The organism is Legionella sp. 39-23 (assembly GCF_001897665.1).
In the GTDB taxonomy this organism is placed as follows: domain Bacteria; phylum Pseudomonadota; class Gammaproteobacteria; order Legionellales; family Legionellaceae; genus Legionella; species Legionella steelei.
In genome coordinates this window covers 177,590-192,953 of sequence record NZ_MKTO01000047.1, presented here as the reverse complement: position 1 = coordinate 192,953, position 15,364 = coordinate 177,590, and the positions used below count along the sequence as shown (strand labels likewise).

Below are 15,364 nucleotides of genomic sequence, written 5' to 3'. Positions count from 1 at the left end.
ACGAACCCGCGCCAATGATAGTGTGAGGTTTCCTCATGTGAAAGTAGGTCATCGCCAGGGTTTTATTTTTAAAAAGCGGCTTTTTTGCCGCTTTTTTTTTCTTTGAACAAACGTCAATAACAGAGTATGCTTGACTTAGAACGTTAAGCTTATTTTCCCCCTATTCTCTTGAATTAATGTGAATTTCTAACTTTTTGTTTATATTTTATCTTTACTGTTCGCGTATTTTTTTGTCATGGGGTCTTATAATTGATTTTTATTAGACTTTAGTTTAAGTTATTTTTATTTAGGATAGGTCGTAGCTTATGTTAGTCCAACGAATTTTGGATTTAATCAGTACGCTTGAAAAGGAAGGCACACCAGTTCAGTGTGATAAGGTGCTATCTGAATGTCTTTCAGAGCGATTTTCTAAAAGAGCACGTGAAAAATTAACTAACGCAGATGTTCATTTTCTTCTTACGTGCTATAAAAATCGATGGGAAGCAATAGTCGATAAAGACGATGATTATACTCGTAATCCCTCAGCGTCGAATCAGGCATGGATATGTTTAGCGAAAGAACTTGCTCCATTAGCTCAGATAAATTATTTAAAAATATTAATTCCGACATTAAAAAATGATAAGGACCTAAATGATTTTTCATCGCTTGATGAAACGGCAAATCTTTTTAATTTCTATTTAGGCCACGGGGGTAAGACTTTATATCGAAAACTGAGCTTTTGTGAGCATTTAGAAAGACGAAATTTTACTTTATCAACTTATAGAGCGGATAGAAAATTAGCTGCTGTTACAATAGATGAATTAGCTCGTCTAAAATTATGTAAAGTGACCACACGAGAAGTAACTGTTGGTGATGAACGATTCAAAAACTTTTGGGATCTTATGTGCAAAAAAGTTTTTGTTAATCTACGTGCTCAAGGACGCATGCCTATAGCCCTATTACCTCATTTACTCGAGTTAATTGAACGCTACTATTATTTGAGAGCCAATAATATCGATTTTTCTTTTTTTAAAAATGATGTGAAAAACTTTTTTAACCGCTTATATGGCTACGATTTAACGGATGTAAATTTTTTATATGGAACAAAAATAAAGTATAAAAAAGATGAAAAATACTTACTTGATCTGTTCATTAATTTGCATACTGCAAATAATTATGCGGAACTAGATTATGAAGTTCGGACGTTAGGTAAATGGTTATTTGAAATCAATCCTGATTTAAGAGCTACAAGCAAAGAATTAGCTCTTGTCTATCAAAAGTTATCTGATGAAATTGAAAAAACAGCTCCTCCATTTGCACAGACGGATGCCTTTGTTAATTGTTGTAAGTTACTGGTGTCATTGCTTACTACTCGGTTTGAACTTTCTTCTTGCTTTGCTCCTCAAACGCACAGTAGTTTATGGGACCAAAGAAATACTGCATTTCCTGAAGCCTATGGAATTTTTACTATTTTGTTGCCATTAATCGCGGCAAATAAACCGCAAGCCTTAGAAAGTGCTTACGAAAAAATTATTAGAGATATTATCATCCCAGCAAGAGAGGATAATGGTTGGTACACCTGGTTTACACGTTCTGAGACAACGAATAAATGGTTGGAACGAGTTCATAATTGTAAGTTAGATGAGCTTGGTGTTTATTGGTTTGAACCTGAATTATTATTTAATGCATTACTTCTGTTTAATACAAATAATTCATCCGTGAAAACACGTATTAATTACCTTTTAGATGCCATAATTCAAACGTATGCTCAAAACCAAAATGATCTCATGAAGCAATTGCGTGTCAATATTTTGTTTACAGAGTTTTTAGATGAGTTAAGTGACAGCCATCGCACCAATTTATTAAGATTAATTAAGATATGTGATCCGCAAATCGCAAAATCAGAATTTCTTAATAAGTGTACGAAACATATTAATAAACAGGTATCTAAGTTATGCCTGCCTCCTGAAAAGACTTCGTTAGCTTTTTTCCCGCAAAGTTCTAAATTAGATGCGACAAAATTATTTAATTTTCCTGAAGGCGCAAAAGATGTTGAAGCAATGATAATTGAGTATAAAAATCAATTAGCTACACTTCATATCGAGCCTAAACTTAAAGAGGAAGTAAACAATTACTTGCTGACATTAAGCAAACCTATTTTAAGTGTTGCCCAAAAAGAACATGCTAAAGGCTCTGGGAGAGTTGTACTCGATTATATTGGTCAATATAGCTAGGGCATGTTTGCATTTTTGACTATCTATGCAAGTGTTTTTGATGTTCTGTGATCCGGTGCGTAGACATGATTGCATTATCGTGAATACAACGTGGGATGACATGAGTTATGTATAGGCTGGGCTTAACTGTCCAGCCTATACTAGCCTTTTCCCTCAACGACTTACCTAACACATACAGAGGTGACGTTTATTTGATTATTTTAATCGCAAAATATACTTTATTTTGTATATTGTGCACAAAGTTTAATAAAATTTTCATATCGTCTTTCTGAAATTAAACCCTCATCCTTTGCTTTGATAATGGCGCAATGAGGGGTATCTTTATGTGTACAATTACGAAATTTACATTGTGTCAGAAAAGGGCTAAATTCAGTGTAGCCACGCGCGATTTCTGCCGAGTCTATATGCCATAAACTAAATTCCCTTACTCCTGGGGAATCGATTAATGCGCCACCAGTGGGCAAATGGTAATAGCGTGAGTTACTGGTAGTATGTCTACCTAATTCTGATAGTTCCGAAATTGCATTGATTGTAATATTTTGCTCATGGGGCAAAATATTGGAAATAAGCGATGATTTCCCCACTCCTGATTGTCCTACAAAGACGCTGATTTGATGATTTAATATGTGTGTCAGTTGTTGCAGGCCCTCAGGAAGGTTTTTATTTGTTTGTAGAATAGGATAATGAAGACTTCCATAATCTAGAAGTAATTGTTCTTTTAGAGCTTCACAAGGTAAATCCGTTTTGTTTAATAGTATTACTGCATTTAAGTGTAGTGTTTCTGCCATTACCAAATAGCTATCAAGAAGTGGCCAGGAAATTTCCGGTTTGGGTGCAATCACGATAATCAGTTGCGTAATATTTGCAGCAACAGGTTTTATCGTCCCGGCACTAGTCGGTTTTGCTAAGACGCTGCTTCGGGGGTACAGGCTAACCACTACACCTTGATTTTTCCCCTCTGCTTGCCAAATTACGCGATCGCCAGCAACCAATGTTTCCAGGTTTGGTCTAATAGAGCAGCGTACATGCTTACCGTGCGGGTCTTCAATTTCAACATGCCTGCTAAAGCGAGTAATCACTAAACCATCCACTAGATCATCATGACTTTTTTTATGTTCATGATAATTGTTTTGGATTTTTTCAATGCGAGCTGATTGTTGTTTACTAATACGTCTTTTACTCATAGTTCAGATCTATAATATAATCATTAAAAATGTTCTTGGCTCGATGCGAGCAAAGTAGAGTTAAATAATCATACAGTATGAAGGTAAATTAAATTTAATGAAAGTCTACTTGGTTGGTGGTGCTGTTCGTGATCAATTATTGAAACTCCCGGTAAAAGAGCGAGACTGGGTTGTTGTTGGTTCTCGTCCTGATGATTTATTAGCGAAAGGATTCAGACAGGTTGGACGTGATTTTCCTGTTTTTTTGCACCCACAGACAGCTGAAGAATATGCTTTAGCACGAACTGAAAGAAAATCTGCTCCAGGGTATTATGGTTTTTCTTGTGATTTTAGTAAAACAGTAACTTTAGAAGATGATTTAGCACGTCGTGATTTAACGATTAATGCAATGGCGATGGATGAGCATGGACATCTTATTGATCCTTATCAGGGGCGGCAGGATTTAGACGCTAAGATACTGCGGCATGTATCGCCTGCTTTTGTAGAGGATCCAGTACGTGTGCTGCGTGTTGCTCGTTTTGCAGCGCGTTTTCATCATTTAGGCTTTAAATTGGCAGATGAAACTCGCTCATTGATGTATACCATGGTGCAACAGGGGGAATTGACTCATTTGGTTGCTGAACGAGTCTGGCAAGAATGGCAAAAAAGTCTGGCGGAAAAAAATCCAGAGCAATTTATTATGACCTTACGCTCCTGTGATGCATTGCGCATTATCTTACCTGAGATTGAAGCATTATTTGGTATTCCAAACCCCTATCGATATCATCATGAAGTCGATAGTGGTGTGCATACTTTGCTGGTCTTGCAAGCGGCAGTAGGCTTAACAAACGATCCAGTGATCCGTTTTGCCGCATTGGTTCATGATTTGGGTAAGGCTTTATCACCGATGCATAATTGGCCAAGTCATCATGGTCATGAAGAACGTGGTGTGGCCATTATTGAAGCGTTATGTTCGCGTTTACGCATTCCCAATGATTATCGTGCTCTTGCAACGATGACCTCACGATTTCATTTGAATATTCATCGCTTATTTGAGTTACAAGCCAGTAGTATTGTGAAACTTTTAGAACGAAGTGATGCATTTCGCCGCCCAAATCTCTTCTATAATATGTTAATTGCTTGTCAATCCGATGCAGAAGGTTGTGGCCGAGAGATTGATTATCGCCAAAGTAAATTATGGGGTTATTTGCTTGCTGAATGTGCTAAAGTGAACAGTCAAGCCCTTATTACGGAAGGTTATAAGGGTGAAGCAATTAAACATGCATTACATCAAAGACGAGTGGCATGTGTTGAACTGATATTAAATTCCTGGAAAACAAATGAAAAATAATCAAAATTTGATTTGGATAGATTTAGAAATGACAGGACTGGAGCCTGAAAAAGACAGAATCATCGAACTTGCTACAGTTGTGACTGATCCCCATTTGAATATAATTGCTGAAGGGCCAGTTTTTGCTATTTCTCAACCTAAAGCCTTGTTGGATGGTATGGATTCTTGGAATACCAGACAACATGGGCAATCTGGTTTAGTCAAACGAGTTTTGGAAAGCCAAACTAGCGAGACGCAAGCAGAGCAATCGACCATCGATTTTTTAAAACAGTACCTGGATAAGGGTAAATCACCAATGTGTGGTAATAGCGTATGCCAAGATCGACGATTTTTATACAAATACATGCCAGCACTGGCGGCCTTTTTTCACTATCGAAATTTAGATGTGAGTACTCTGAAAGAGCTCGCCATTCGCTGGCGTCCTGAATTGTTGAATGGAGTGGTTAAAGAATCCAAACACTTAGCATTAGATGACATTAAAGATTCCATTGCAGAATTAGTATATTATCGTCACCATTTTATAAATTTGCCGGATGTAACAAAATGATAGAAAGAGAGCGATTGGAATTACCCAATGGTGCAGATAAGTTATTGCTGCATTCATGTTGTGCCCCCTGCTCTGGTGAAGTTATGGAAGCGCTTATCAGTTCAGAAATTAATTTTACTATCTTTTTTTATAATCCGAACATTCATCCTGTTCAAGAGTATGAAATCAGAAAAAACGAAAACATTAATTTTGCGCAAAAACACAATATCCCTTTCATTGATGCAGATTATGATAAAGATAACTGGTTTGCCCGAGCCAAAGGACTGGAATGGGAGCCAGAGCGTGGTAAACGGTGCACCATGTGTTTTGATATGCGTTTTGAACGAACTGCTTTATATGCACACGAACATGGTTTCCCGGTGATTAGCAGTTCTTTGGGAATCTCTCGTTGGAAAGACATGAATCAAATTAATGATTGTGGGATTCGCGCTGCAAATAAGTACCCAGACATTGAATACTGGACTTATAATTGGCGTAAAAATGGTGGTTCTGAGCGCATGTATGAAATTGCAAAGCGTGAAGAATTTTATAAGCAAGAATATTGTGGCTGTGTTTATTCTTTGCGTGATACAAATGCTTGGCGTAAACAAAAAGAACGTAATCGCATTAAAATCGGAATTAATTATTACGTTGAAGAACAAAAAGACGAAGGAGTCTTATGAGTATGCACTCACATGATGGCTCACATCATCACCATCACGGACAAAATGTTGCTGCTACTTATGGGAAAGCATTTATCATTTCCATAGTTGCTAATGGCCTTTTTGTGGTTTTACAGATTGTTTTTTCCTATCTTTCTAATTCAACCAGTTTATTGGCGGATGCATTTCATAATCTAGGCGATGTTTTGGGTTTAATTTTAGCCTGGATGGCTACAGTGCTGATGAAGCGTGCGCCTACGATGAAAGCGACCTATGGGTTAAAAAAAATATCCATTCTCTCTGCATTGGCAAATGGGATTTTATTAGTCTTTACGTGTGGAATTATTGCTACAGACGCCGTATATAAATTATTTTCGCCCTCAGAAGTTCAAGCGGTGTCTGTAATGATTGTTGCCGGCGTGGGCATAGTAATTAACTTTGCTACCGCATTATTGTTTGCTCGTGGTTCTGATGATTTGAATATCCGCGGTGCTTATTTACATCTATTTTATGATGCATTGGTTTCTGTTGGCGTGGTCGTATCTGCTGGGTTATTGTATTGGACTGGCTGGCTTTGGATAGATCCAGTAGTTGGTTTGTTAATTGCATTAATTATTCTAAAAGGAACGTGGTCTTTATTTGCGGGAAGTTTCAGGCTGATTATGGATGGGGTCCCAGCAAGTATTTCCTGGACTGCCGTGAGCGACTTTTTACTTGCGAAATCAGGGGTAAAAGGGTTCCATGATTTACATATTTGGGCACTCAGTACTCAAGAGAATGCCATGTCAGTGCATTTATATATGCCTGATGAAGAACTTTCTGATGCATTACGGATAGAATGGGTTGAGCAGTTACGTCATGAATTTAATATTCAACATGTGACTATCCAGGTAGAAAAGACCGAGATAAATTGTAATGATGCATGCCATCATCCAAAGTTTTTATAGATAAAAAATTACCACCATCCTGAAAGGCTTACCACAAAGAATCTCACGATGATATTCGGAATGACGTCTCTGCACTTTGTCGGCTGGGCTGTTAAGCCCAGCATTTAACTTCCAAAGCATTTCTTGCTTAACAAGTTACTTCCCGTTAATGGACTTACAATGAAGTTGATGATGGCGCGTACGAATTAATTCAATAACTCTGGGCTTAACAGCCCAGCCTACATCTCAACAGAGGTTTCTTTTGTAATTAACTCCAAACCCTGTTTATAGCTGATACAAGCAAGTGCACCTTCACCGAGCTGTTCATGCAATTGTCCCTGTGTTTCATAGGCTAAGGCAGAAGGTTCAATCTCGTTTGATTTTTCGAGATAATATTTGGCTTTTCCCCACAATTTAAGTTGCATGCATACTTGGCCCAAACACAAATAAAGCGCTGCGGAATGCGCGTTTTTTTTCAGCAATCCTTCGGCAAAAGCGAGTTGTTTTTCATCTGCAGGTAATAAGCTATAAAGCCTAATCAATTGCGGGTTAAATTCTTTGCGCAATGAGCGTCGCAATAAATCATTGGCGGTAGCGTAGTCTGCCTTCTTTAATAAAAATCGAGCATACTCAGCTATCATATTGGGGGCATCAATTAATGTTTTTGGTAGTGCATGAAAAAAAGCAGTTACCGCCGATGGTTGATTTTGCTTTATAAGATCACTAAGCCTTTGTAAATAAGCATTGCGTTGCAATAATTCGAATTCTTGGGAGTCAACTACCTGATATTTTTTTAAGTCAGGCAAAATAGCAATGAGTTGAGGCCAGTCTTTGACTTCTTGATACAGTTGCATGATGAGTTTTAAAACATAAGGATGGCGTGGTGCTATATCATGTAAATGTTTTAAGGTTGCTAGAGCCTGTTCCCATTGATGATTTGCGAGTTGTAATTCTGCTTGTGTCAATTCAACAGCAATTTTAGCCTCAGGCATTGATTGTTGCGCTTCACGCAAATAATCATCACGTAATTGGTTGTCGCCCATTTTTTGGGCCGCTCGAGCTGCTGTTAAATAATTAAGTAATGGCGTATCGGTATTGGGTAAAGCCTTAATCAGGTGATTTTTTGCTTTTAGCCAATATCCTTCGCTGTATTCAATGAGTCCTTTACGAGTAATTGCTTGGGCTTTTTGAGACAGTCGCTTGGAGTGCCATTTAGTTAATGCGCGAGGGGTTCGAGAAATTTTCTGGAATAAACGCAGAATAAAATACACGATAATGAACAAAATAATAATGCTAAAGACAGCGACCCAAGCCGTAGTTTCAATAGTCCAGTGGTTGATCGCAATTAATACATAGCCTGGATCTTTATTTAGCTGAATTCCTAACGCGACAGCACCCAGTAAAATCAGAAAAGCAATAAGAAGACGGAGCATTATTGATTTCCTCCTTGTTCGCCATGTTCGCTATTTAAGGATTGATTTTCTGGAGTTTTCTTTGCGTCAATCAATTCATTGAGCATGGGGAGAGCGGAACCTAGCGCTGGCCTTTTTTGAGTTACATTCATTTGTTGTAACTCAGTGAGTTTTTTGATTAAAGCGGTTGTATCTGGTGAGTTTTTATTAAAATTCATTTGCAGATTATTTATCGCTTGCTTCAGAAGCATTTGATAAACAGAGGGATTGTTGTTTAGAACGGCCCATTGCGCTTCTTGGAGATTTAGATGGAGCTTTTCTTTGAGTATGGCTTCAAATATGGGAGACATGAGCGGTTTTATTTCTTGATCATGACGGCGAATGACCACAAGTTTTTCTAATACATTCATACTATTTTGTAAACGGGAGCGCCAAGAAGAATTATTAGCTGGCGTCGTTACATGCTCTGTTGTCGGTAGGCTCTCGCTTATAGGTAAAGGAATGCTTAAATTATTAACACTGTTTTGAGCGGCATCCAATTGGCTTAACAAACCTGCAACATCTACTGATGGTAAAGCTTGCATTTGTGCTACATCTTTAGCTATTGCTTGTCGTATATCAAAAATTTTAGGATCGTTTAACTGTTTTAAGAGCTGATCTGCTTGTTGCAACAGGGCTATTGTTGAATCAATGTCATTACTCCAATGCGCATTGATTTGTGCCAACTCAAGATAGTAACGTGCTTTGAGAAGAAGCCAATCTTGATTTTGATAGAACTTTTGGTTCATTGCATTTTGTAATTGCTTGTTCAGTTGCTCAAATTTACTTTGTAATTGTGTTTGTATTTCTTGAGCATTATTGGTTTTTGCACTGATTTGTTCTTCAGCTTGCTCTTGTTTTTGTTCGAGTTGTTGTAGTTGCGTAGAGAAATTAGTTTGTGCTTGGTTTAATTGTGCACGCAATTGTTTATTTAGAGAGAGGGTATAGGCTGCCACCCCTAGAGCACCTAAGGCAATAATAAAAGCTAATGCAGTGACCAGGCATTTATTTTTAGAAGCAGTAGGATTATTTTGGGGTTTTGTTTTCTCAACTTGCGTGGGATGAGCTACTTTTTTTGTTTTTTGTACTTGTTCTTCGTTACCGTTTGCCATAAGTTAATCCTTGTTTACGTAGTCAAACAATGTATCCATCACCCGGCTAGGGTGGCATATCTTAATATTTCTTATGCCCAATGATGAGGCTACTTGGGCCAGTCGCTCGCTTATTATGAGCCATTTTTTATTACGTAGCCAATTATGAGCCTCTTTATCAAACAGTTTAAAAAGGTTATGCAGAGACTGTTCACTTGTTAACAGTATAATGTCCACTAAATCATTGCGCCATATCGATTGTATCAATTGCCTGCTAATTTGAGGAATAACTCGTTGATACACTTCGAGCACGACCAAATTAGCCTCTCTTTGTATCAATTGTTCCTCAATAAGAGGTCTACCGCCTTTTCCTTTAAATAGTAGCACCTTTTGTTTTTCTGGTTGTTGTAACGTTTCTAATGCCAATAAATGTTCGCTGTCAGGTACAACGGGGATCGCACTCACTTGAATGCCGAACTCTTGAATTGCTGCAGCACTTCCTTGGCCAATTGCAATAACTTGAATCGATGGTGGCCATTCGATATTTTGTTGGTTTAATTGATTAAAACAATAACGAACGGCATTAGCACTAATAAAAATAGCATGGTCAACTGTTTTTAAATCAGGCAATAAATTGAGCCAATTGGTATTGGTCGCTTCGATTTCTAAAGTTGGAAGTTCAATTACTTTTCCTTCTGCGTCACGAATACTTTGGCTTAGCTGACTCGCTTGGTCACGTGGGCGAGTATTTAAAATGCGTAAGCCATGAAGTGAATTGCTCATTTTGGCACTGATGCAAGAAGATTTGCAGCACCTTGTGCCAGCAAAGATTGAGCGCAATTTACAGCCATGCTTGTTGCTTGTTCTAATGAGCCTGTTTGCATGTTCTGAATACTTTGCAAGCCATCAAGGGTTAAAATTTTTGCGTGTAGCGACAGTTGATTGTTTGCTATTGGTGAGCAAAAAACTGCTAAAGGGACATGACAATTACCACCTAAGAGTGCATTGACCTTGCGCTCAGCATGCACGCAAATAGACGATATTGGATCGTTGAGCTCGATAAGCAAATCCTGAATTTCTAAATCATCACTTCTGCATTCGATTGCTAAAGCGCCTTGACCACAAGCCGGGAGCATGATTTGTGTTGATAATTGTTCGGTGATGATGTCAGTGAACCCCATGCGCTCAAGACCTGCTGCAGCGAGAATGATTGCTTGGTATTCTCCTGATTTAAGCTTATCAAGTCGAGTATGGATATTTCCGCGTAAGGATTTAATACTTAAATCGGGTCTGTACGCTAATAATTGCGATTGCCGTCTAAGACTTGAAGTGCCAACAATGGATTGAGCCGGTAGCGTTTGCAGATTGGTGTGTTTGTAACTGACAAAGACATCAAGCGGATTATCTCTTTTGCAGATTGCAATGAGTTCGAGGCCTTCAGGGAATTCTGCAGGCATATCTTTTGAAGAGTGAACCGCAAAATCTGCTCTCTTATCCAACAATGCCTCTTCTAATTCTTTTACAAATAAACCTTTTCCACCAATAGCCAGAAGTTTATCCTTGAGGAACTTATCGCCCGATGTGCTCATCGGTAATAATTCAATCTGTAGCTTTGGCCATTTATTTAATAATAAGTCACGAACATGATTGGCTTGCCATAAGGCTAATGGGCTTTGACGTGTTGCGATACGTAGCGTTCTCGAGCTCATATGATACTGCATTTAGGAAGGATGCAGTATCATACTATGTTCGTTATAACGATGCACGTACCGAAAGCGCAATAAAAATGTAAGACCAGCCATTAACAATCATATCAATTGCAATGAACATTCCAATAACCCATAAACCACTAATTGGCCATTGCATGAGGATTAATATGCCAAGAATTATGGAGATGATTCCTGCAAATAAGAGCCAGCCATATCCCTTAGCTTTTTTTAAAGATAAGGCTAAAATGATTCGCGTGATGCCAATAATAATTAGAACTACAGCCAAGAGTGCAGTAATTAAAGTGGATGCCAAAAAGGGATCATACAAAACAACTGCGGCGCCAATCAGGTATAAAATTGCAATGAGCGCTTGCCAGAAGACGCCGTGCCAGTCTCTATGTTTAAAAATGTCAATAAAATGAGAGATTGCAGAGATTATTAATAAAGCCGCAAAAAAATACATGCTGACGAGAGTTAAGCCAATGACCATGCCCAAGCCGATGCAACCTAGAAAAACAAGTACTATTCCTAATCCTAAAAGCCAACCCCAATTACGTCTTAAAACATTTGGAGGGTAAATTTCATTAATGTTTGCCATATGATTTCCTTATAGTGATACATCCATAACGTATAACGCCAGGTGAAATATAACCTAATTTTCGAAGAGTTGTCGAATGGAGCTATGGTATTTTGTTGCGTTTTATGTAGGATGGGCTTTGGCCCAGCCTTCTGTTTTAATAAAGCATACATGCTACAAAGAGATGGCTACTTGTAAGTATCATACAGAGCAAAAGGCTGTTGTTTATAATAAGCCCAATAACGATCGCCATAAGACCAATGCCAGTATTCATTTAGATAGTTAACAAAACCAACGCTCTCTAAGACATTGCTCATGAGTGTTCGATTTTTTTTTGCTTCCTCGGTAATAATTTCTGACGCCGTTAATGAAAGAGAGCCATCTATATCCTCCATCCAATCTTTAGGATGAATTCCCATTTCAATAGTTTCTCCTTGCTCATTGATTAAATAAACATCTATTGCCGCACCCGTTGAATGAGGTGGAATATTGGGTGAACCATCTTGATTGATTACTGGGGAAACCAGACGGGTTGTTTCCGTGAAAATTTGTTCCGATGACCATTCGGGATGCTTATTTTTTACTTTCTCATAACGTGTATCAAAAAGTGCCTTTTGCAGGGTCAGACTCCGATAACTTTCATACAAACAAAAACGTAATCCTACAGGCAATAAAGATTGGGCTTGCTTTAATTTTTCATACACTGTTTTGCGCATTTTTGTGTAATCGGTATTATTCGGTATTTCAGGAGAAGGACCATAGCTAATTTCTGAATAATTTATTAGATCAATCATTGGATCTTGATTATCAATTACCGGGATGGCGACAATTTTAGGATCAGCAATGAGTAAAATAGGCTCGAGTTCAGTACGGTCTAACATTTCGAATCCTTATCACTTATTTTGTTGCTAAAGAGGCAAAGAAATCTGCTGCGTTTTTTCTGATTTCTTCATCAGTAAAATCTTGGGTATGTGTAGCAATCATCCAAGAGTAACCAAAGGGGTCTTTAATTTGTCCTGCACGATCCCCCCAAAACATGTCTGCTATGGGCATAGTAATTTGTCCACCAGCAGATACTGCTTGTTGTAGCATAGAATCTGCATCAGAAACATATACAAAGAATCCAATTGGAGATTTACCAAGGGTTTCCGCGCTTTGAGCGCAATTTTCACCATCCATTTCGTCACTCATCATCAGGGTGGAGTTACCAATTTGTAGGCGGGCGTGCATAATACCTTTTCCATTTAACGATGGGAAAATATGTAGCGGTTTGGCATTAAATGCTTTTTGGTAAAACTCAATTGCTTTTGCACAATTTTTAAAAGTAAGGGTTGGCGTTACAGTATGAAATCCTGGTGGAATTGCTTGTACCATGTTTTGTCCCCATCAATTGCTGTTTTAAAGATCCATTATAGTTTGAAGATTGTTGCAAGGAAATAAAATGATTTTCCGCTTATTTGCTTTTAATCACGCTGGAAAAAAAACTTACTTCTGGGTATTATCCTAAATTATTATCATGAGGTGTATGGGCATGAGGTTGCTGTTTTTAATATTATGGTTTTGTTCATTTGCGTTGTATGCATGTGGTGAGTTGCGACAACAGGAAATGCAATTAAGAATTCAACCTGTAGGGGAGGTTTCGGTACAAGGCCAAGCCGATAATAAAATGACTAATAATGTAGCGACAAAAACAGAGCCCGGAGAAGAAACGTACCAACAATATTGTATCGTTTGCCATCGCGATGGTCTTGCGGGAGCACCAAAATTCAGAAATGAACAAGATTGGAAACCGCGCTTGGCCGGGAAAACATTAGATGATTTACTTGCCTCTTCAATAAAAGGATTGAATGCTATGCCTGCAAAAGGAACGTGTATTAAATGCAGCGATGATGATCTTCGTGCTGCGATATCCTATATGTTGCCAAAATCATGACAAAAGTTACTTTTAAAAAAATGCAAACGTTTAATGCCATACTAACCGTGTTGGTATTATTTGCTTCTTTTTATTTTCAATATATTGATGGCCTTGTCCCTTGTCCTTTATGCATCATGCAACGCGTTTGCGTTCTTTTATTATTGGCAGTTATGGGATTAAGTTTTCGAACCTTAAAAAAGGCGCGTCTTATTAGTTTCTTGCAAATTCTCATTGCATGTGCGGGACTATACTTTTCTTTACGTCAATTGTGGTTACAGTCCTTACCTGCGGGGCAAGCTCCTGCGTGTATGCCAAGCTTAGATATTTTAATGCGTTACCTACCGTGGCAAACTGTAGTCAAAGCTTTATTTTTAGGAACTGGAGATTGTGCTGAAGCCAATTGGCATTTATTCGGAATCTCGATGCCGGGATGGAGTGCCATGTATTTTTTATTCATGGCCCTAATGGGATGCCTCTTATTTTGGCAGACGCGATTAAGTAAGCTTCGCGAAGATAATTTCTAGTTTTTAGCCTGGATGCAGTGCCGCGAAACATGGGTTTAACGGGACATGCCACACAAAAACCCGGTTTCGCGACACTGCACCCAGGCTACAACAACTTAAATCGTTTCTGAGGTGTTGAACTGCTGATTTTTGCTCACAACAGCAGAATCTTTTTCTTGAGCTATTGTTGATAAATAAGGTTTGAGCTGATTTTGCTCTGGATGTACAAAACGAAGCATCTGATTTTTAAAATGAGTGATGCGTGCGGCTGAGGCTGATGTTTGTGATAATGTGATTTTTTGTAATAACTCGAGTAATACTTGGCGTGGTTGGTGGCAGACAATCAACATATCACAGCCTGCTTTAAGTGCTTCTTCTGTACGCGTCATCAAATTGCCGATATCGGCACCGGTCATACTCAAGCAATCGCTTAAAATCAAACCGTCAAACTTCAATTCATGGCGTAATACCTCTTGCAACCAGATTGTTGAAAAGCCAGCAGGTTTGTTTGCGTCGATTTCTTTATAAGTTATATGTGCCGGCATGATGGCATTGAGCAATCCTCTTTTAATCAGTTCGATAAAAGGCTTCAAATCTTTAGATTTTAATTCGTCCATTGATGCAAAAGAAATGGGCATTGTACTGTGTGAATCAGCACTGACCGAACCATGGCCGGGAAAATGTTTGGCAACAGCAGGCATACCTGCTGCATGCATGCCCTCAATAAAAGCGCTTGCCAAAGCAATAATTGCCTCCGGCTCATGATGAAAAGCACGGTCCAAATGCGCAATAACACGACTTTGACCATGTAAATCCAGGACTGGTGCGAGACTTACATCAACGCCACATGCCAACAGGTCTTTGGCCATAACTTCGCCATATTGTTTTGCAAGCTGGATACCAACTTCAGGGTTTAGGTCATAGACATCGCCATAAACGCGGGATGCAGGTAAGGAACGAAACCCCTGGCGTAAAAAGCGTTGCACAAAACCACCTTCGTGATCGGTTGCTACAAAAATATTGGGGTCGATGTCACGGATTTCGCGAATTAACTGCTCTAACTGTTGAGGACTTGTAAAATTACGTGTGAAAAGAATGACGGAGCCTACATGGGGATGCTTTATAATTTCCCGTTCCATAGCTGAAAGTTCTATGCCTTCTATATCGATCATGAATAAATTAGAATTTGAACTGGGCATATTTTTCATATCCTTTTTAGAATGGGGATGAATAAGGCCGTGCTTCCATCGGTTTTTGCGCATGATATCATAGATTGA

General features: G+C 38.6%; 16 protein-coding genes. 7 read left to right on the top strand and 9 right to left on the bottom strand.

Going from position 1 to position 15,364, the window contains the following annotated elements:
- The first annotated feature begins 305 nt into the window (after nt 1-305).
- A complete protein-coding gene (locus tag BGO44_RS18230) occupies nt 306-2,213 on the top strand; it encodes a hypothetical protein (RefSeq protein ID WP_273199339.1) in 1,908 nt (635 codons plus the stop codon).
- A 218-nt stretch (nt 2,214-2,431) separates the two neighbouring features.
- Here BGO44_RS18230 and rsgA read toward each other — a convergent pair whose 3' ends face one another.
- A complete protein-coding gene (rsgA, locus tag BGO44_RS18225) occupies nt 2,432-3,397 on the bottom strand; it encodes a small ribosomal subunit biogenesis GTPase RsgA (protein ID WP_273199337.1) in 966 nt (321 codons plus the stop codon).
- A 97-nt stretch (nt 3,398-3,494) separates the two neighbouring features.
- Here rsgA and BGO44_RS18220 point away from each other — a divergent pair, with 97 nt between their 5' ends.
- Genes BGO44_RS18220 through BGO44_RS18205 form a run of 4 tightly spaced genes read left to right on the top strand, consistent with a single transcriptional unit; the run spans nt 3,495 to nt 6,862 of the window.
- Complete coding sequence (locus BGO44_RS18220) at nt 3,495-4,727, top strand: multifunctional CCA addition/repair protein (RefSeq protein WP_273199335.1); 1,233 nt, start codon at nt 3,495-3,497, stop codon at nt 4,725-4,727.
- Nucleotides 4,717-5,274 carry an oligoribonuclease gene (orn, locus tag BGO44_RS18215; RefSeq protein WP_058510633.1) on the top strand — a complete coding sequence of 186 codons (558 nt, stop codon included), beginning with the start codon at nt 4,717-4,719 and terminating at the stop codon, nt 5,272-5,274. Before BGO44_RS18220 ends, orn begins: the two co-directional genes overlap by 11 nt.
- Nucleotides 5,271-5,936 (top strand): epoxyqueuosine reductase QueH, encoded by a 666-nt coding sequence (locus BGO44_RS18210; protein WP_058510632.1) that lies wholly within the window; start codon nt 5,271-5,273, stop codon nt 5,934-5,936. The genes orn and BGO44_RS18210 overlap by 4 nt, the downstream gene beginning before the upstream one ends.
- On the top strand, nt 5,933-6,862 hold the full coding sequence (locus BGO44_RS18205) for a cation diffusion facilitator family transporter (protein ID WP_273199332.1): 930 nt from the start codon (nt 5,933-5,935) through the stop codon (nt 6,860-6,862). The genes BGO44_RS18210 and BGO44_RS18205 overlap by 4 nt, the downstream gene beginning before the upstream one ends.
- Nucleotides 6,863-7,080: 218 nt before the next feature.
- Here the strand turns inward: BGO44_RS18205 and BGO44_RS18200 are convergent, their stop codons facing one another.
- From BGO44_RS18200 to BGO44_RS18170, 7 genes are all read right to left on the bottom strand, one after another.
- Nucleotides 7,081-8,274, bottom strand: coding sequence for a heme biosynthesis HemY N-terminal domain-containing protein (locus BGO44_RS18200; protein ID WP_273199330.1), 1,194 nt, complete (start codon nt 8,272-8,274; stop codon nt 7,081-7,083).
- Nucleotides 8,274-9,404: a uroporphyrinogen-III C-methyltransferase gene (locus BGO44_RS18195; RefSeq protein ID WP_273199328.1), complete on the bottom strand. Its 1,131-nt coding sequence runs from the start codon at nt 9,402-9,404 to the stop codon at nt 8,274-8,276. Before BGO44_RS18195 ends, BGO44_RS18200 begins: the two co-directional genes overlap by 1 nt.
- 3 nt (nt 9,405-9,407) lie before the next feature.
- Nucleotides 9,408-10,166, bottom strand: a complete 759-nt coding sequence (locus BGO44_RS18190; protein ID WP_273199326.1) for a uroporphyrinogen-III synthase — start codon at nt 10,164-10,166, stop codon at nt 9,408-9,410.
- Nucleotides 10,163-11,092 (bottom strand): hydroxymethylbilane synthase, encoded by a 930-nt coding sequence (gene hemC / locus BGO44_RS18185; protein ID WP_273199325.1) that lies wholly within the window; start codon nt 11,090-11,092, stop codon nt 10,163-10,165. The genes BGO44_RS18190 and hemC overlap by 4 nt, the downstream gene beginning before the upstream one ends.
- 43 nt (nt 11,093-11,135) lie before the next feature.
- On the bottom strand, nt 11,136-11,690 hold the full coding sequence (locus tag BGO44_RS18180) for an HdeD family acid-resistance protein (RefSeq protein WP_273199323.1): 555 nt from the start codon (nt 11,688-11,690) through the stop codon (nt 11,136-11,138).
- 167 nt (nt 11,691-11,857) lie between these two features.
- Nucleotides 11,858-12,550, bottom strand: a complete 693-nt coding sequence (locus BGO44_RS18175; RefSeq protein WP_273199322.1) for a M15 family metallopeptidase — start codon at nt 12,548-12,550, stop codon at nt 11,858-11,860.
- A gap of 16 nt (nt 12,551-12,566) precedes the next feature.
- A complete protein-coding gene (locus BGO44_RS18170) occupies nt 12,567-13,043 on the bottom strand; it encodes a VOC family protein (RefSeq protein ID WP_273199321.1) in 477 nt (158 codons plus the stop codon).
- A 157-nt stretch (nt 13,044-13,200) separates the two neighbouring features.
- On the opposite strand from BGO44_RS18170, the gene BGO44_RS18165 reads away from it, so the two are divergent.
- Together BGO44_RS18165 and BGO44_RS18160 are read left to right on the top strand one after the other, a co-directional pair.
- The gene (locus BGO44_RS18165; RefSeq protein ID WP_058511697.1) at nt 13,201-13,602 is read left to right on the top strand and encodes a c-type cytochrome; all 402 of its coding nucleotides are present in this window, start codon (nt 13,201-13,203) and stop codon (nt 13,600-13,602) included.
- Nucleotides 13,599-14,108 carry a disulfide bond formation protein B gene (locus BGO44_RS18160; protein WP_058510623.1) on the top strand — a complete coding sequence of 170 codons (510 nt, stop codon included), beginning with the start codon at nt 13,599-13,601 and terminating at the stop codon, nt 14,106-14,108. The genes BGO44_RS18165 and BGO44_RS18160 overlap by 4 nt, the downstream gene beginning before the upstream one ends.
- A gap of 95 nt (nt 14,109-14,203) precedes the next feature.
- Here the strand turns inward: BGO44_RS18160 and nagZ are convergent, their stop codons facing one another.
- Nucleotides 14,204-15,286: a beta-N-acetylhexosaminidase gene (nagZ, locus tag BGO44_RS18155; protein ID WP_058510622.1), complete on the bottom strand. Its 1,083-nt coding sequence runs from the start codon at nt 15,284-15,286 to the stop codon at nt 14,204-14,206.
- Nucleotides 15,287-15,364 lie beyond the last annotated feature (78 nt).

Excerpts from the sequence above, each read along its gene's own strand:
- BGO44_RS18175 (WP_273199322.1), bottom strand. The coding sequence starts at position 12,550 with ATGTTAGACCGTACTGAACTCGAGCCTATTTTACTCATTGCTGATCCT.
- BGO44_RS18220 (WP_273199335.1), top strand. The coding sequence starts at position 3,495 with ATGAAAGTCTACTTGGTTGGTGGTGCTGTTCGTGATCAATTATTGAAA.
- BGO44_RS18210 (WP_058510632.1), top strand. The coding sequence starts at position 5,271 with ATGATAGAAAGAGAGCGATTGGAATTACCCAATGGTGCAGATAAGTTA.
- BGO44_RS18170 (WP_273199321.1), bottom strand. The coding sequence starts at position 13,043 with ATGGTACAAGCAATTCCACCAGGATTTCATACTGTAACGCCAACCCTT.
- nagZ (WP_058510622.1), bottom strand. The coding sequence starts at position 15,286 with ATGCCCAGTTCAAATTCTAATTTATTCATGATCGATATAGAAGGCATA.
- BGO44_RS18180 (WP_273199323.1), bottom strand. The coding sequence starts at position 11,690 with ATGGCAAACATTAATGAAATTTACCCTCCAAATGTTTTAAGACGTAAT.
- rsgA (WP_273199337.1), bottom strand. The coding sequence starts at position 3,397 with ATGAGTAAAAGACGTATTAGTAAACAACAATCAGCTCGCATTGAAAAA.
- BGO44_RS18205 (WP_273199332.1), top strand. The coding sequence starts at position 5,933 with ATGAGTATGCACTCACATGATGGCTCACATCATCACCATCACGGACAA.
- orn (WP_058510633.1), top strand. The coding sequence starts at position 4,717 with ATGAAAAATAATCAAAATTTGATTTGGATAGATTTAGAAATGACAGGA.
- BGO44_RS18195 (WP_273199328.1), bottom strand. The coding sequence starts at position 9,404 with ATGGCAAACGGTAACGAAGAACAAGTACAAAAAACAAAAAAAGTAGCT.
- BGO44_RS18190 (WP_273199326.1), bottom strand. The coding sequence starts at position 10,166 with ATGAGCAATTCACTTCATGGCTTACGCATTTTAAATACTCGCCCACGT.
- BGO44_RS18165 (WP_058511697.1), top strand. The coding sequence starts at position 13,201 with ATGAGGTTGCTGTTTTTAATATTATGGTTTTGTTCATTTGCGTTGTAT.
- hemC (WP_273199325.1), bottom strand. The coding sequence starts at position 11,092 with ATGAGCTCGAGAACGCTACGTATCGCAACACGTCAAAGCCCATTAGCC.
- BGO44_RS18230 (WP_273199339.1), top strand. The coding sequence starts at position 306 with ATGTTAGTCCAACGAATTTTGGATTTAATCAGTACGCTTGAAAAGGAA.
- BGO44_RS18160 (WP_058510623.1), top strand. The coding sequence starts at position 13,599 with ATGACAAAAGTTACTTTTAAAAAAATGCAAACGTTTAATGCCATACTA.
- BGO44_RS18200 (WP_273199330.1), bottom strand. The coding sequence starts at position 8,274 with ATGCTCCGTCTTCTTATTGCTTTTCTGATTTTACTGGGTGCTGTCGCG.